The following is a 14865-nucleotide window of genomic DNA, read 5'->3' on the forward strand; positions in this document are numbered from 1 at the left end:
CTCCTTTAATGATTACGAATTAAGGTGTTCTTGAAGGTATATTTGTCAGCACGGTAATAGGAAGTATCGTAAATTATCGGAATTGCCGTGGCAGAATAGGCAATCGAATTAACTTTTAATACGGGATCATTTTTTTTGATTTGCAAAAGCTTCGCTAACTCTTGGTCAGCTAGCATGGCCTCCACCTCTTGATGGGAATAGGCAATCTCGACAGTTTTTTCAATTAGTTCAAAAAGCGAATTGGCTAACTGTTCCTTGGTAACCTCTTTGACAGTGCTGCTCTTCACGTATAAATGTTCAATCGTCATCGGCTCTTCATCAAAAGAGCGTAGCCGCTCGATATAAACCAAATCACCTTGTTTGGTCAATTGCATAGCATTTAAAATAGTTTGCGGCGCTTGCGGCGTTTGGTCATAAACTAAAACCTTTGTATTAGAAGATTTACCAAAGGCCTTCGCCGACTCGGTAAAGCCGACTAGACCCGATTTGCCGCTTTGATATTTTTCGCTCGGCTGCATCACGTAGGTGCCTTTGCCCTTCATTTTGAAAAGCAAATTTTGCTGAATCAAAAAATCAATCGCTTTGCGCACCGTCAGCCGGCTGACAGCAAATTCAGTGGCCAAATCGTATTCTGAAGGCAGCTTTTGCGAGCTGACGTAAACACCTGTCTTGATTTTTTCTTCAATTTCTTTTGCAACGAGTTGATAACTCGGTAATTTTTCCATTCTAATCCATCCTTTTTACCAGTCAAAAAAACTAGTATTGGTAGCAACGCCAGAAGCAATGCTGATAAACGCTTGTTGATCTGTTTGCGTAATAATTGTTTTGACGGCGGCTAATTCTCTTTTGGAAACTACGACAATCAGCATCTTGCGGGACTCGTGGTCAAAGGCCCCCTCGACATCATTGACAATCGTCATGCCTCGGGAAATCTTTTCTTGAATATTCGGTACCAGCTGCGGCGCTTTTTGCGTAACAACTAACAGCTGAACCTTCTGCTGTTTAGCGTTGACATAATCGACCACCCTGCCGCTGATAAAAACCGAAAAAGCGCTATAAAAGGCATATTGCCAACCAAATAGAAAGCCTGCCGCAAATTCAATCAAGACATTAAAAACAATAAAAACCGAACCAATGCTTTGTTTGGTGTATTTGCGGGCGATGATGCCGATAATATCTAAACCACCAGTTGAAAAATCACTGTTTAACGTAATGCCCACCGAAATTCCGTGAAGCACACCACCAAATAATGCGCAGATAAAAGGATCCGTGGTAATAACAAGCGGCGGAATAAGTTTCATCACAAATGAGGTGATGACAACCGCAAAAATTGTATAGCAGGTAAATTCTTTGTCAATTTTGAACCAGGCAATAATCAAAAGAGGTAAGTTAAAAATTAAAACTAAAAAAGGAATCGACAGCTGAATATGTGCAAACTGATTCAAACTAACCGACAACAGCTGCGATAAGCCCGTGATACCGTTTGCATAAATGTTGCCAGACAACCAAAAAAAGTTTAAGGCAATCGATGATAGCACCGCATACAATAAAGCAATTCCCATTTTTGAAAAATTAGCTTTTGGCATAGCACTGATCTCCCATTAATTTTTTCAAGTTTATTATAACTAGTATATACTGTTTTGTATATACTGTTTTTGAAATTTATTTTTGATTGAAGGGAAAATAATTTTTTTGTGTGAGAAATAAAATGGATTGGTTTTTGCAGTGTAGTAGAGGTACAACTGGTAATTCACAAATGAAAACGTAGAATTGTTTTGCAGAATCGATGATGAAACTATTAAAAACGAAATGACATGACTGGTTTGTCCAAATAGAAAGCCCCAGATTTAGCACTGCAGAAAGCAGTTCTAAATCTGGGAGATAATTAAAATCCTATTTTGATTGAGTGGATGATATGAAATGGCTAGCTACCAATTATTTTCTTGCAGAGCATCTCAATAATAAACATGACTGGCAGTTGAGTGGTCATATCAATTTCACTGGATTTGCTGTAGGGAATATAGTAAGCCAGCACATAATCAGAAAGTTTGGCTAAAGTTGAGTTGTCGTAGTTGGTAATGCTAATAATTTGGTTTTGACTCTGTTTGAGATTTTGTAAAATTCGGATGGTATTATCAATTTCACCAGATACTGAGAGAACAATCAGCACAGAATTATCAAAAAGAGAATCTTGACTGTGGAAATACGGATCATCAATAACTAAGTTTGTTTTACCAGTATTGGCAAAATAACTAGCAGCATAGCGACAGATTCCAGCTGAGGCACCAAAGCCCATCCAGACAATGCCACTGGATTTTTTGATAACAGCCGCAATCTCACTAAGCTTTTCTTGAAACTCTAGTGTTATATACCTTTCCAAATAACTGATGTCCGTTGAAGGGAAATCTGCTGCTACGGAGTTTTCATTTGCAAGATAATCTTTGTAGTGCAGCTTGAATTCTGCATAGCCCTTGAGTCCAAGGGAGCGGCAAAATCTTAAAATCGTAGTGGTGGAAACGTGGGTTTTATTGGCAAGTTCCTGAATCGACATGTTTAAAATATCGTTGGGATGATCAATTATATAATTGTAAATAATGATTTCCAATTCGCTTAAGTGCTTGATTTTGTCATAATTAAACATCATTTTGACTCGCTCCATTTATTTTTTTTCAGGTAATAAATTACAAACGCCTTGAAATTGGTTTCACAACCTTTGGCTATGATATAAAATATACCTCAGAAAGGAAGCGATAACAAATGAAAAATTGAATTTTAACTTTTATGAATGAGAAAGCTGTACCACAGGCTCTGAAGTTTATAAATATGAAAGGAATTGTGGCTTTAAAAGAAGGTATCTTGTATACGTTACCATTATTAATGATAGGGTCTGTCTTTCTGTTACTAGCCAGTTTTCCTTATCAACCAGTTGTTGATTTTATAACAAATCAAGGCTGGATGGATGCTTTTAATCAAGTGAGTGGCGCTACTTTCAATATCAGCGCAATTGTAGCGGTTGTCGGGATAGCCTATTCCTATGCTAAAAATGAAAATGTTGAACCGTTAGCAGCTGGCTTTCTAGGCTTAGTTTGTTTCTTAATTACCTTGAGAAGCACTGTGGAATCAGAGGGCGGCGATATTGTTTCTAACATTATCAATAAAAGCTGGACTGCTGGTCAAGGGATGATTGGAGCAATTCTTATCGGCTTGATTGTCGGTTTTGTATATTCATTATTTATTAAAAAAGGCATTACTATTAAGATGCCGGATGGTGTACCGACAAACGTTGCCAGTTCTTTTGCAGCATTGGTACCAGGAGCCATCTTGATTGCAGGAGCAGCTATTGTCTATCAGATTTTTGCTAATTTTGATACAACGTTTATTGAATATATTTATGAAATTATTCAAGCACCAATGCAAGGTGTGACAGATTCACTATTTGGTATTATTTTATATTGTACAATTGCGACAATTTTCTGGTGGTTTGGCGTTCACGGCGGCTCAATTGTTACAGGAATTATGGGGGCTTTACTCTTATCCAACCTGACTGCGAATCAAGCCATTATTGATAGTGGTCAAGCTCTGACTGTCCAAAACGGCGCCTATATCGTGACTGATCAATTCACGGCTGTTTTTATTAATCTGACAGGTACTGGAACAACTTTCGGGTTAGTTTTCTTTATGGCCTTCTTAGCGAAATCAAAACAATTTAAAGAGTTAGGGAAATTAGCAATTGTGCCATCACTTTTCAATATTAACGAACCCGTTATCTTTGGGACACCGATTGTCATGAATCCATTTTTATTTTTACCCTTCGTTTTAACACCAACTGTAGTTGGAGTATTAATGTATGGTGCAATTTATTTTGGCTTAGTTCCACCGTTTAGCGGCGTGACTGTACCTTGGACGACGCCAGCGATTATCTCCGGCTTTTTACTAGGCGGCTGGCGCACTGCTCTTTCCCAAGTGGTCATTTTATTAATTTCAGTTGGGATGTATTATCCTTTTGCAAAAAAAGTAGACAAGATGAATTTACAAGCAGAATTGGAGGCAGAGTAACATGGAATATCATAACTATGCAGGCTTTCCTAAAGATTTTTTATGGGGCGGTTCAACTTCTGCCTATCAAGTAGAAGGTGCTTATAACGAGGATGGCAAAGGGCTATCTGTGCAAGATACCAAAGCTGTTACTCCAGGCACGTCTGATTTTAAAGTTGCCAGCGATCATTATCATCGCTATAAAGAAGATATTGCCTTGTTTGCTGAAATGGGCTTTAAGGCTTATCGGTTTTCAGTTGCTTGGACTCGTATTATTCCTAATGGAGTTGGTGAAGTTAATCAAAAGGGAATTGAATTTTATTCAAACTTAATTGATGAATGTATCAAGTATGAAATCGAACCTATCGTAACCATGTATCATTTTGATTTGCCAGATGCACTGAATCAAAAAGGTGGTTGGAGCAATCCAGAAACTTCGGAAGCTTTTATTGAGTATGCACGAGTTTTATTTGAAAACCTCGGCCATAAGGTTAACTATTGGCTGACAATTAACGAACAAAACATGATGATTTTACATGGTGCAGCAATTGGAACGGTTAATGAAAAAGTCAGCAATGTGAAGCAAGACCTTTACCAACAAAATCACTATATGCTTTTGGCGCAAGCGAAAGTGATGAAAATGTGTCATGATTTATGTCCGCAGGCTAAAATCGGTCCGGCACCCAATATTTCTGAAGTTTATCCAGAGAGCGCTGATCCAAGAGATTTTATTGCTGCTCAAAATTTGAATGCTATTCGCAACTGGCTCTATTTAGATGTGGCCGTTTATGGTCGCTACAATCCAATTGCTTTGGCCTATCTGAAGGACCGAGGCTACGCTCCAGAAATTACTGAAGAAGATTTAGACGTCTTCAAAGCGGGGAAACCGGATTTCATCGCATTCAATTACTATAATACGTCAACAGCAGCCCATAGTTCGTTTTCAGACGCAGTAGTTGGTCCTGAAGATGGCGACCAACAGATTGAATTGGGAGAAAAAGGTGTTTACAAAGCTGTTTACAATCAATTTTTAGAACGAACTAATTTTAATTGGGAAGTGGATCCAGTTGGCTTCCGAGCAACTTTACGCAGTGTTTATGAGCGTTATGGTTTGCCAATTATTATCACCGAAAATGGCTTAGGGGAATTTGACGAACTAACAGCCGATCACCAAGTCCATGATCAATATCGGATTGATTATTTAAAAGATGAAATTGCTGAAATGAAGCTAGCTTTATCTGATGGTGTTGAAGTATTTGGCTTTTGTCCTTGGTCAGCAATTGATTTAGTCAGCACTCATTCAGGGGTTAAAAAGCGCTATGGTTTTATCTATGTTGATCGGGATGAGTTTGACTTAAAGGAATTGAAACGCTACAAGAAGGATAGCTTTGCCTGGTACCAGCAAGTCATCGCCACTGACGGAGAAAATTTATCATGAAAATTAAAAATGAAGTGATGCTGATTACTTATGCAGACAGCTTGGGTGAAAATTTACAGGACCTCTCCTCTGTCACTCGTAAATATTTAGCTGGTGTGATTGGCGGTATTCATCTGCTGCCCTTCTTCCCATCTTCCGGTGATCGCGGCTTTTCACCTAGTGATTATTCCAAAGTTGAAGCAACCTTTGGAACGTGGCAAGATGTTGAAGCATTGGCTAATGATTATTATCTAATGTTTGATTTTATGGTCAATCATATTTCACGCCAATCGAGTTTTTTTCAAGACTTCAAGCAAAAACATTTAGCGTCTATGTATAAAGACATGTTTATTCGAGTCAATGATTTTTTTCCAAGCGGGCGACCGACTCAAGAAGACATTGATTTGATTTATAAGCGGAAAGACAAAGCGCCTTTTCAAATGGTTGATTTTGCCGATGGTCAACAAGAGGAAGTATGGAATACATTTGGAGAAGACCAAATTGATTTAGATGTGACAACAAAAGTTACTAAAGCATTTATTAGAGAAACGATTGCTGATATGGCTAGCCACGGCTGCTCATTGATTCGACTAGATGCTTTTGCTTATGCCATCAAGAAACTAGATACCAACGACTTTTTTGTCGAACCAGAGATTTGGGAACTATTGGATTTTGTGGCGGATTTAGCGCAACAATATCAAATCGAGCTTTTACCAGAAATTCATGAACACTATACGATTCAACATAAGATTGCCGACCATGATTATTATATCTATGATTTTGCCTTACCAATGCTGGTGCTGTATTCCTTATATAGTGGAAGAAGTGAGCGACTCGCTGCTTGGTTGGAACAGAGTCCGATGAAACAATTTACTACACTAGATACCCACGACGGTATCGGTGTAGTGGATGCTCGTGATTTATTGAGCCAATCAGAGCTAGATTATACCTCAGAGCGTTTGTATGAAGTCGGCGCCAACGTTAAGAAAATTTATTCATCGGAAAATTATAATAATTTGGATATTTACCAAATCAACAGCACCTATTACAGCGCTCTAGGTAACGATGATGCCAGCTACCTGTTAGCTCGAGCGATTCAATGCTTTGCTCCTGGAATTCCCCAAATATACTATGTGGGACTTCTAGCTGGGGAAAACGATATTGAATTGTTAGAGGCTACCAAAGAAGGTCGTAATATTAATCGTCATTATTATTCCCTTGATGAAATTTCTGCGGAGGTCCAACGCCCAGTTGTCAAAAAGCTATTTGCGTTGCTACGTTTTCGCAATCAAGAAGCTGCTTTTGATTTGAATGGGACCATTTCTATCAGTACGCCGAGTAGCTCGGAAGTAAAAATAATCCGTAGCAATCAATCTGGCACGGAGCAAGTTGTCTTGGAGGCTGATTTAGCCTTGAAGCAGTTCCAAATTTTTAAAAATGATGTCGAAATTTTGTTAGCTGATTAGTAATAAAAATGTTAGCAGTTAGAAAACGGGCTGAACCGCCATTTTCTAACTGCTTTTTGGTGTGGAAGAAAAAACAATTTCTATTGTGGTTTTGATTAGAGAAGAATTTCAAATGGAGAAACAAGTCAACAGGAAATTTAACGTTTTTGAAGTAAGTCACCCTTGCTATAATAAAATTAAAAAAATTTCTATAAAGCTGTAACATTTTCCAATGTCAAACGTATATAAAGCGAAGGGGGAGTGGGGATGGAAAGTTCACAATTGGAATTGTTGTATCAGTTGTATGCCAAGGAACTATTTTTATATGCCCGCTCCTTTACTAAAGATAATTACGGGGCCGAGGAGCTAGTCAGTGATGCTTTTTTTCAGTTGGCGCTGCAGGAAGTGCTGCCCGAAAATTTGAAATTTTGGCTCTTTGCAGTCGTCAAGCATCGGTTTATTGATATGACACGGAAAAGTCGTCGCTGGCAGCTGCTGCCGTTAGAAAAGGCGATAGAAGCAAAGTCGCCACTTTTTCAGTCAGCAGATGAGCAGTTGCTTCAAAAGGAAAACTATCAGCAGCTCTATCAGGCAATCAACGATTTAAAACCACCTCAAAGTGAGATTATTTTGCTCTTTTATTTTTTACATTGGTCAACAGCCGATATTGCCCAATACTTGGGCTTAAAGCCAGGGCAGGTGCGAGTGATGCTCCATCGCAGCCGCCACAAATTGAAGGGAGTGTTAACAGATGACGGAAAAGTTAACTGATTTATTGGAAAAATATCAGCGGGGGGAAGCTACTGCTGCGGAGAAAAACTATGTGGAGGAACGCTTAAAAGAATTTGCTGCCCTGCAGGAGGTTTTATTGGAGCAGGAAGACAGCGAAGTCTTTGAACTGCCGAATTCGACTGAGGCAGAAACGGTCGATTCAAAAAAATTGAAACACCAATTCAATCGTAAATTTTTACGATTAGGATTAGGCGTAGCTGGGATTTTACTGGTTGTTTTTGCGGTTTTGCAGTGGCTGCTTTTTCCATTGGCCAATTTTTTCTATTTCAATCCAACAGAAAAAGTAGTTCATGAAGAAGTCGTTCCTTATAATATTGTGGCCGCAATTCAGACAGAGGTGACGAGTCCTTTGTATCACTTATCTGCGCTTGGTTCTCAGCAGGATGGCATCGGGAAATATATCATCACCAAAACGTATCAGAGCAATCTGCCAGCTGTTCCCCTTTCTGGTAATCAAGAAACTTATGAAATTGTGCGGGGGAAGGTTGGGGAAACGAGTGGCACCTTGCCAGCAGCCAGCAGTCTAATTGGCAGAACCAGTGAGTTAAGCGAAGAGAGTCGGCAATTATTTCTTGCCAACAAGGAACAAACTCTCGAAAAACTTACAGCGTTACCGGCGACTAGCGAAATCGCCGGCGGACTAACTTTTGCTACGCCACTAGGACTTGGTGAGGTTCAAGAGTTTTTTGGGACAGAAAGTTTTTTCAGTGACAGCGATTATCGAGTGAACTGGTTTAGCGTGGATATTGGCGATAGCGAAGGGCTACAGCTGGGCTTCAACTGGTTTGCGACCTTTGATTTTGCAGCCAATTATATTGGCACTAGCAGTTCTTATCTCACGGATTTAAACGGTCAATATCCCCATCTATTGCCAAGCACTGAGGCCGGAGCGACAGACGTTAATTTGCGACAAGACTTCAAAGAGCATTTTACATCCTGCTTACAATATCTTTTAGACAATCATGAGCTATTAAAAATGCAAAATAAGGCAACACCATTGTCTGCTGAATACTTGCAGCAGGCCCTGGATTATATCGAGGAAAATGATGTAAAAATAACCGGTGTTTATTTTTCGGCAACCACGGAACGCTATCGGGAAATCGTGGGGGCAGATCAGGTGTTGGACACGCAGATTTTGGGGACAGAGCTGTATAGTCAGAGTTTTGTGAATTCATAAAAAAACGAATCAGTTACTAGCAAAGCCAAGTAACTGATTCGTTTTTGATTATTTTTGAAAACAAATCTCTCCCTGATAAAAACTCGTTTCCACCGGCGTTTTACGGGCAACAAATTCAGCAGAACAGCTGCTGTCAGTCAAAATAAAATTAGCTGGCTTGCCGCTGGTTAGAAAATTGTCGGGTCCCATTGTGGTTTGTCCGGTGATAAGACTTAAAGCCTCAGTCAATGCTTCCTGCGTGGTGAGTTGGTAAATTTCTGCGTAACGATTCAGTTTTTCTAAGACGCTGCCATCTCCAAAAGGCGACCAAGAATCGTCAATATTATCACACCCCAATGCAAGCTGAACGCCTGCTTGACGAATCTCTTCCAACGGTGGTCTAACACTATCTAATGGCACGCTGGAAATCAATGAAATGCCTTGCTCAGCCAAACCGTGAAAAATTTCTTGACTTTCCACTTCAGAAAAATCCTGCAGACCATAGCCATGACTGATGGTGACGCGGTTTTGCCAACCGGCATCAGCGGTTAACGCCATCATTTTTTGATAAGTTTGGCGAGCAGCATCCCCTCGCTCATGGAGATGAATGTCAATCGGCACGTTAAACTGCGTTGCCAAATCAAAGGTTTGCTGCAATGATTTTTCTAAATTACCATCTAAGGAAAAAGGGTCAACACCGCCAACGAGGGTGGCGCCATTTGCCAAGGCGCGTTTCATCTCGTCATAGGCTTCAGATAGTAACAAGCCATGCTGAGGAAAGGCGACTAGCTCGTAGCCAAATATTCCCTGATACTTGGCCAAGACAGCCTGTGCCTGTTCTAAAAATTTTTGCCCAATTTTCGGATGAACATCAATGTGGGAACGGAAAAAAGTGGTGCCATTAGCCAATTCCAGCTCAATCAAGCGGCTCATTCGGTCTTCAAATGTGGCGTTGACCGCTGTTAAGTCTTTTATTTCCTGAGTAAAGCGCTCAACAATTGAGGCAGCCGGCTTAATCGGTTCCCAAGGCAGCCCAAGCTTGCTTTTATCAAAATGACAATGCATCTCACGAATCGCCGGCAGCAATAATAATCCGCGGCCGTCAAAATCTTCTTTGGCTCGTTCAACATGTTGCTGAGGACGAACTTCGGCCACGACACCATCCACCAGCCTGACATCGACATTTTTAGTCGCTGTGCCAGAGGTAATGCCCGCTGCTCGTAGGTAATCTGTTTCAATTTTTACGTTGTAAAGCCATTTTGTTGTCATAGTGCACCTCTTTCGTTTAAGAGCCAAGCATGCTACGGGAATGGATTGTTTGGAAAATCAGATTTAAAGAATGAATCAAAATATCGAAATAAAGTAGCAAAGGCTTTTTTCAAAATAATTGGTTGGATGTTTAAAACAGGCCGCACCTAAAGTCGTTATCAGGGCGGCCTAGTTCGGTTGAAATTCGGAATAGGGTTTAAGCTTAATGTTAATCAATCTTTAATAGGTAAATCTTGTATCTGAAAAAGGTTTCTATTTCACATAACTCTCCGTTAAGTCCATAAACTGTTGGATATCCTTCATGACCATATCAATACCGGCCTGCCAGAAGTCGGGTTTAGTCAGGTCAACCTGCAAATGTTTTTGGGCCAAATCTTCTGAGGTCATCACGGCAGTGTCCCGCAGTAATGCGATATATTGGTCCTCAAAATTTCCTTGGTGCTGGTTGGCGTAGGCGTAAATGCCCATGCTGAAAAGATAACCAAAGGTATATGGGAAATTGTAAAAGGGAACATCGTCAATAAAGAAATGCAGTTTTGCTGCCCAGAAATAAGGGTGGTAGCTGCCCAATTGATCGAGATAGCTTTCCTTTTGTGCCGCCAGCATCATGTCGGCAATTTCTGCCTCTGAAACTAAACCTTTTTGGCGGGCTTCGTAGAAATTAGTTTCAAAAATAAAGCGGGCGTGGATATTCATAAACATCGCCACAGCGTTTTGCAATTTGGTATCTAATAAATTGATTTTTTCTTCGATGGTTTTAGCTTCCTTCAGGGTTGCATCGGCAACAATTAATTCCGCAAAGGTGCTGGCGGTTTCCGCCACGTTCATAGCATATTCCTGATTGATAACTGGTAAATCCCATAGTAAACTGCTGTGGAAGGCGTGGCCTAGTTCATGGGCTAAGGTGGCTACTTCATTGACAGATTCGCCATAGGTCATGAAAATCCGTGATTCTTCGGATTCTGGGAAGCCTTCACAGTAGCCGCCGGGACGTTTGCCGGGGCGGTTTTCCGCTTCAATCCAAGATTTTTCAAAGGCCGATTGGGCAAAGGTCGCCATTTTCGGGCTAAAGCTTTGGAAATGTTCTAAAATAAAGTCGGCGGCCGCATCAAAGGAATAGGTTTTTTCAGTTAAATCCCCTAAGATAATCGGTGCATCTTGGTCCTGCCAATCAAGTTTTTCTTTGCCGAACAATTGGGCTTTGCGGGTCAAAAAGTCCATCACGCCTTGTTTGTTTTTGGCGATGGTCGACCACATCACATCCAAGGTTTCTTTTTTGAGACGGTTGTACTCCAACGGCTCCTGTAAAAAGTCGTCTTCCCCGTGGAGCTTATAAGTGGAGAGGCGGAAGCCGTCTAAATGGTTTAAGGTATCGGCTAAAATGCTGCCTTTTTCCCGCCAAGCTGCTTCCCATTTTGTAAATAATTCTTGGCGCACAGCGGCGTCGGCGTCCCCCATCATTGTGTTGAAGGCTTGACCGGCTGACAACAGTTTTTCACTACCATCCTCTGTAAAAGGAATTTGAATCGTGGCAACAATCGTATCATAATGCGAGCTCCAAGCATTCAAGCCGTCTAAAGCAAGCACTTGGATAATGTTTTCGGCTTCGCTGCTCAAGAGGCGTTGGCCGTCGCGGCGGATTTCACCTAAGCGAAAAGCCAACGGGGCAATTTGGCTGTCAGCAGCTAATTCCTGCCAAGCGGTATCGGAAATTTCCGCTAATTTTTTAGAAAATAATGTTTCAGCCAAACGGATTGTCGGCAAAAGGGCAAATAAATCGCCGGCTAAAACCTTGGCTTTGGCGTCGGTGACGTCCGCTGAGTTTAAAGCGGTGATAAAGCTATTGCATTGGCTAAAGCCATTGGTGACGATGCCTAAAGTCGTCACAACTTCGACGAGCTTTTCTGGGGCATCGCTCCCTTGATAGCGGTCAACCAAGTCATAGAAATCTTTGGCCTGCTGTTTTAATAAGGTCATCCGCTCCTGTAAGCCTTGCGAGCTGCTGCCGCCGGTGAAAATACTGTCTAAATCCCATTTCATTGAATATGTCATGCGTGTACCAACCTTTCTTCATACTTTCCTAAGTATAGCAAAGTTTTTTTCTGCTGTAAGGCTTGGCATTCAAATTTGGCGTGGTAAGATAGAAGGCAGAGATATTTTTAATAGAAAGTAGCGAAATTTTTGAAGAAATCAATCAGCAAATCCATGAAAAACGGCAATTTTTATTTAGCCGTGGCCGCTCTTATCATGCTTATTTTATTTATCAGCTCATCGCAAACCTATGAGGAGCAATCACAAATCGGCCTCTTACAAAGCCTCTTGAAAAATGAACCCTTCAAGGACCAACTTAGTGACATCTCCTTTGTCTACGGCGGTTCAGAGGTCAGCATTGCCGCCTCAGGCTATTTTAAATTTGTCGAATTTTTCATTCGCAAAGGCGCCCATTTTGGCACGTATTTTGTAATGGGCTGGGGTTTATTTTTAGGCACCCGCAATAAAACCAAGCTGACCGCTTTACCGATGATTCTAGCTTGGCTGTCGGCCACCGGCTATGCGGCGACAGATGAATTTCATCAGATGTTGACCGGCGGCCGCACGCCGTTATTCCAAGATGTGATGCTGGATTCAGTGGGGGCGGCGACAGCGATTGTGCTGACCTTTTTAGTCGGGCTGATAGTCACAAAGCGGAAAAGAAGATAGCTAAGAACAACTAACAAGACCCGGCAAAAGAGAATTTTTGTCGGGTTTTGTTTTAGTTTTTTGTTCGAAGTCAGAGTTGCAAAACTAAAATACTAGCTTGAAATTTTTGATAGTTTAAATAGATTGAAGTTGAAATTTTTTTATCTAGCTCTTCTACGGATTAAAATGCAACGAAAATTCTGCGATTGGCTTGGTGAGATCATTGCAGAAATAGTAGTCGCTACCTTGCTTGACGGCAATGCTGTCCTGGCCGTCGCCATCCCAATCGCCGGCTAAACCAACGTCCTCAGCAGCACCAAAGGTTACAGAAAAAGTCTGTTCCTCCGTCTCAAGCGAATTAGTAAAATAATATACATTTCCCCGTTTAACCGCCACGCTATCTTTGCCATCCCCATCCCAGTCACCGACTAAAAGCTCGTCATCATCGTGACCAAAAGCAAAGGTAAATTCCGCTGTGGTGGCTTCAAAATTATTCGTAAAATAGAAGATATTTCCCCGCCTAACGGCAATTGTATCAATGCCGTCACCGTCCCAATCACCGGTAATCGCCGTGTCTTCAAGATTGCCATAGGCTAGTTCAATGTCAATCAGGTCATCAGTCAAATCATTGTCAAAATAGAAACGATTGTCTCGCTTCAAGGCCAGCGTATCTTGTCCATCCCCATTCCAATCGCCAACTAGCACCTGATCTTCAGACAGACCATAGTCAAACTGCCAATCAATTTGGTCATCAGTCAGCGTATAGTTGAGAAAGTAGCTGGTCGCTTTTTTGACGCCTAGACTATCAACACCCGTGCCTTGCCAATCCCCAATAAGTGCTAATTCTGTTTGAATGGATGAAGTGGTGGGTAAAATCCGCTTGGCAAAGCTAGGTGGATAATAGTTGACCGGTGTGACTTTAACGGTTTCTCCCGGCTGCGGTGCGTAAATCATCTGCTGGTCGCCAAGATACAAGGCGACGTGATAAGCGGCGCCCCGTTCTCCGTAAAATAATAAATCGCCGACTTGTAAAGTCTCGAAACTAACCTCTTCACCATAGCGCTCTTGATTGGTAGTGCCCATCGGTAAATCAATGTTCAAGGCCTGCTGGTAGCTGTATTTCACCAAGCCACCGCAGTCAAAACTGTCAGGACCATAGGCACCTAAAACGTAGGGCTTGCCAACTTGGGCTAAGGCGACCTCCCGCAATGCTTGCTGGGCGGCAGTGACATCCGTCGTCAAGTTGATAGTTAGCGGCGGCGCTGGTGTCTGGGGCTTTTCGGCTGCCGCTTGTGAATTGGCGGTATCCGAGGGGGCCGGGGCAGCGGGTTCTGCGGGATTGGTAGTTGGCGGCGAACTTTCGGCGGGAACCTCCGCTGGTGATTCGCCAGGCGTTTCACTGGAATTCTCACTGGGAGGTTCTGCTGGCGATTCTGGTGAGGGGGACGGCGTCGGTTCCGGCAATGGTTCTGGGACAGTTGTTTCTGGCGGCTGTTCGGGTGTTTGTTCAGGGGGCGGACTAGCTTCTGGTGTGACGGGTGCAGTTTTTGGTCCGCTCTGGTCAAAGGTAGCGTCGGCATCGGCGGCTTGGGCGATTTGACCACTCCATAGTGCAGCAGATAGGACAGGCACTAGCAAACAGGAACTTAAAAGCAAGCGGGACTTATACAAGGGCTGACCTTTTTTCATTTTTCTCCCTCCGTTTCATGGTAAATAAAACCGTAAAGAAATCACCTTCATTGTATACGGATTTATTTAACGCAGGCTGAAAAATTTATTTTTTTCAGGTCTGGCCGCTTTGAAAAATGCTGCACAATTGCGAAATGATAAGTCTTTTAAACTCTGAAATGCAGCTGAAATTGAATTCTCAGGTTTTCCGCTTACTATTTATTTTTTGAACATCGCTTCAAATAGAAAGTAGAAAAATAATTTTTACTGTGGGAATCCATTTTTTTAAACACAAAGATTAAAAAATAGTTGGCTGCCCATTTTTGACAATGGGTCAGCAGATTTCGGACTTGACGGAAAAAAATTTTTTTCCTGGGGGTGTTGATTTTTGGCCGGCTCAGGTT

12 protein-coding genes are annotated in these 14865 nt (G+C 41.8%); 6 read left to right on the plus strand and 6 right to left on the minus strand.

All coding sequences use genetic code 11. The features are described 5' to 3' along the window. Positions 1-5 precede the first annotated feature (5 nt). The 3 genes from ORH16_RS15710 to ORH16_RS15720 all read right to left on the minus strand — a co-directional run bounded on the left by ORH16_RS15710 (position 6) and on the right by ORH16_RS15720 (position 2644). On the minus strand, positions 6-725 hold the full coding sequence (locus ORH16_RS15710) for a GntR family transcriptional regulator, LSA1692 subfamily (RefSeq protein WP_265459806.1): 720 nt from the start codon (positions 723-725) through the stop codon (positions 6-8). A gap of 15 nt (positions 726-740) precedes the next feature. After that, positions 741-1586, minus strand: a complete 846-nt coding sequence (locus tag ORH16_RS15715) for a YitT family protein (RefSeq protein WP_265459807.1) — start codon at positions 1584-1586, stop codon at positions 741-743. 338 nt (positions 1587-1924) lie between these two features. Beyond that, complete coding sequence (locus tag ORH16_RS15720) at positions 1925-2644, minus strand: MurR/RpiR family transcriptional regulator (protein ID WP_265459809.1); 720 nt, start codon at positions 2642-2644, stop codon at positions 1925-1927. Between the two features lie 137 nt (positions 2645-2781). On the opposite strand from ORH16_RS15720, the gene ORH16_RS15725 reads away from it, so the two are divergent. The 5 genes from ORH16_RS15725 to ORH16_RS15745 all read left to right on the plus strand — a co-directional run bounded on the left by ORH16_RS15725 (position 2782) and on the right by ORH16_RS15745 (position 8866). Next, on the plus strand, positions 2782-4056 hold the full coding sequence (locus tag ORH16_RS15725) for a PTS sugar transporter subunit IIC (protein WP_265459811.1): 1275 nt from the start codon (positions 2782-2784) through the stop codon (positions 4054-4056). 1 nt (position 4057) lies between these two features. Beyond that, on the plus strand, positions 4058-5473 hold the full coding sequence (locus ORH16_RS15730; RefSeq protein ID WP_265459812.1) for a glycoside hydrolase family 1 protein: 1416 nt from the start codon (positions 4058-4060) through the stop codon (positions 5471-5473). Then, on the plus strand, positions 5470-6918 hold the full coding sequence (gene gtfA / locus ORH16_RS15735) for a sucrose phosphorylase (RefSeq protein ID WP_265459813.1): 1449 nt from the start codon (positions 5470-5472) through the stop codon (positions 6916-6918). The genes ORH16_RS15730 and gtfA overlap by 4 nt, the downstream gene beginning before the upstream one ends. A gap of 246 nt (positions 6919-7164) precedes the next feature. After that, on the plus strand, positions 7165-7668 hold the full coding sequence (locus tag ORH16_RS15740; RefSeq protein ID WP_265459814.1) for an RNA polymerase sigma factor: 504 nt from the start codon (positions 7165-7167) through the stop codon (positions 7666-7668). Beyond that, positions 7649-8866: an anti sigma factor C-terminal domain-containing protein gene (locus ORH16_RS15745; RefSeq protein ID WP_265459815.1), complete on the plus strand. Its 1218-nt coding sequence runs from the start codon at positions 7649-7651 to the stop codon at positions 8864-8866. Before ORH16_RS15740 ends, ORH16_RS15745 begins: the two co-directional genes overlap by 20 nt. Before the next feature lie 48 nt (positions 8867-8914). Here the strand turns inward: ORH16_RS15745 and ORH16_RS15750 are convergent, their stop codons facing one another. Both ORH16_RS15750 and ORH16_RS15755 read right to left on the minus strand, forming a co-directional pair. Beyond that, positions 8915-10114, minus strand: a complete 1200-nt coding sequence (locus tag ORH16_RS15750) for an amidohydrolase family protein (RefSeq protein ID WP_265459817.1) — start codon at positions 10112-10114, stop codon at positions 8915-8917. 252 nt (positions 10115-10366) lie between these two features. Continuing rightward, a complete protein-coding gene (locus ORH16_RS15755; protein WP_265459818.1) occupies positions 10367-12166 on the minus strand; it encodes a M3 family oligoendopeptidase in 1800 nt (599 codons plus the stop codon). Between the two features lie 153 nt (positions 12167-12319). Here ORH16_RS15755 and ORH16_RS15760 point away from each other — a divergent pair, with 153 nt between their 5' ends. Continuing rightward, positions 12320-12814, plus strand: a complete 495-nt coding sequence (locus tag ORH16_RS15760) for a VanZ family protein (protein WP_265459865.1) — start codon at positions 12320-12322, stop codon at positions 12812-12814. A 153-nt stretch (positions 12815-12967) separates the two neighbouring features. Here ORH16_RS15760 and ORH16_RS15765 read toward each other — a convergent pair whose 3' ends face one another. Beyond that, entirely contained in the window at positions 12968-14482 is a 1515-nt protein-coding gene (locus ORH16_RS15765; protein ID WP_265459819.1) for an NlpC/P60 family protein, read from the minus strand. Positions 14483-14865: the final 383 nt, after the last annotated feature.

Origin of the sequence: Enterococcus sp. HY326, from assembly GCF_026157065.1 — a bacterium.
In the GTDB taxonomy this organism is placed as follows: Bacteria; Bacillota; Bacilli; order Lactobacillales; family Enterococcaceae; genus HY326.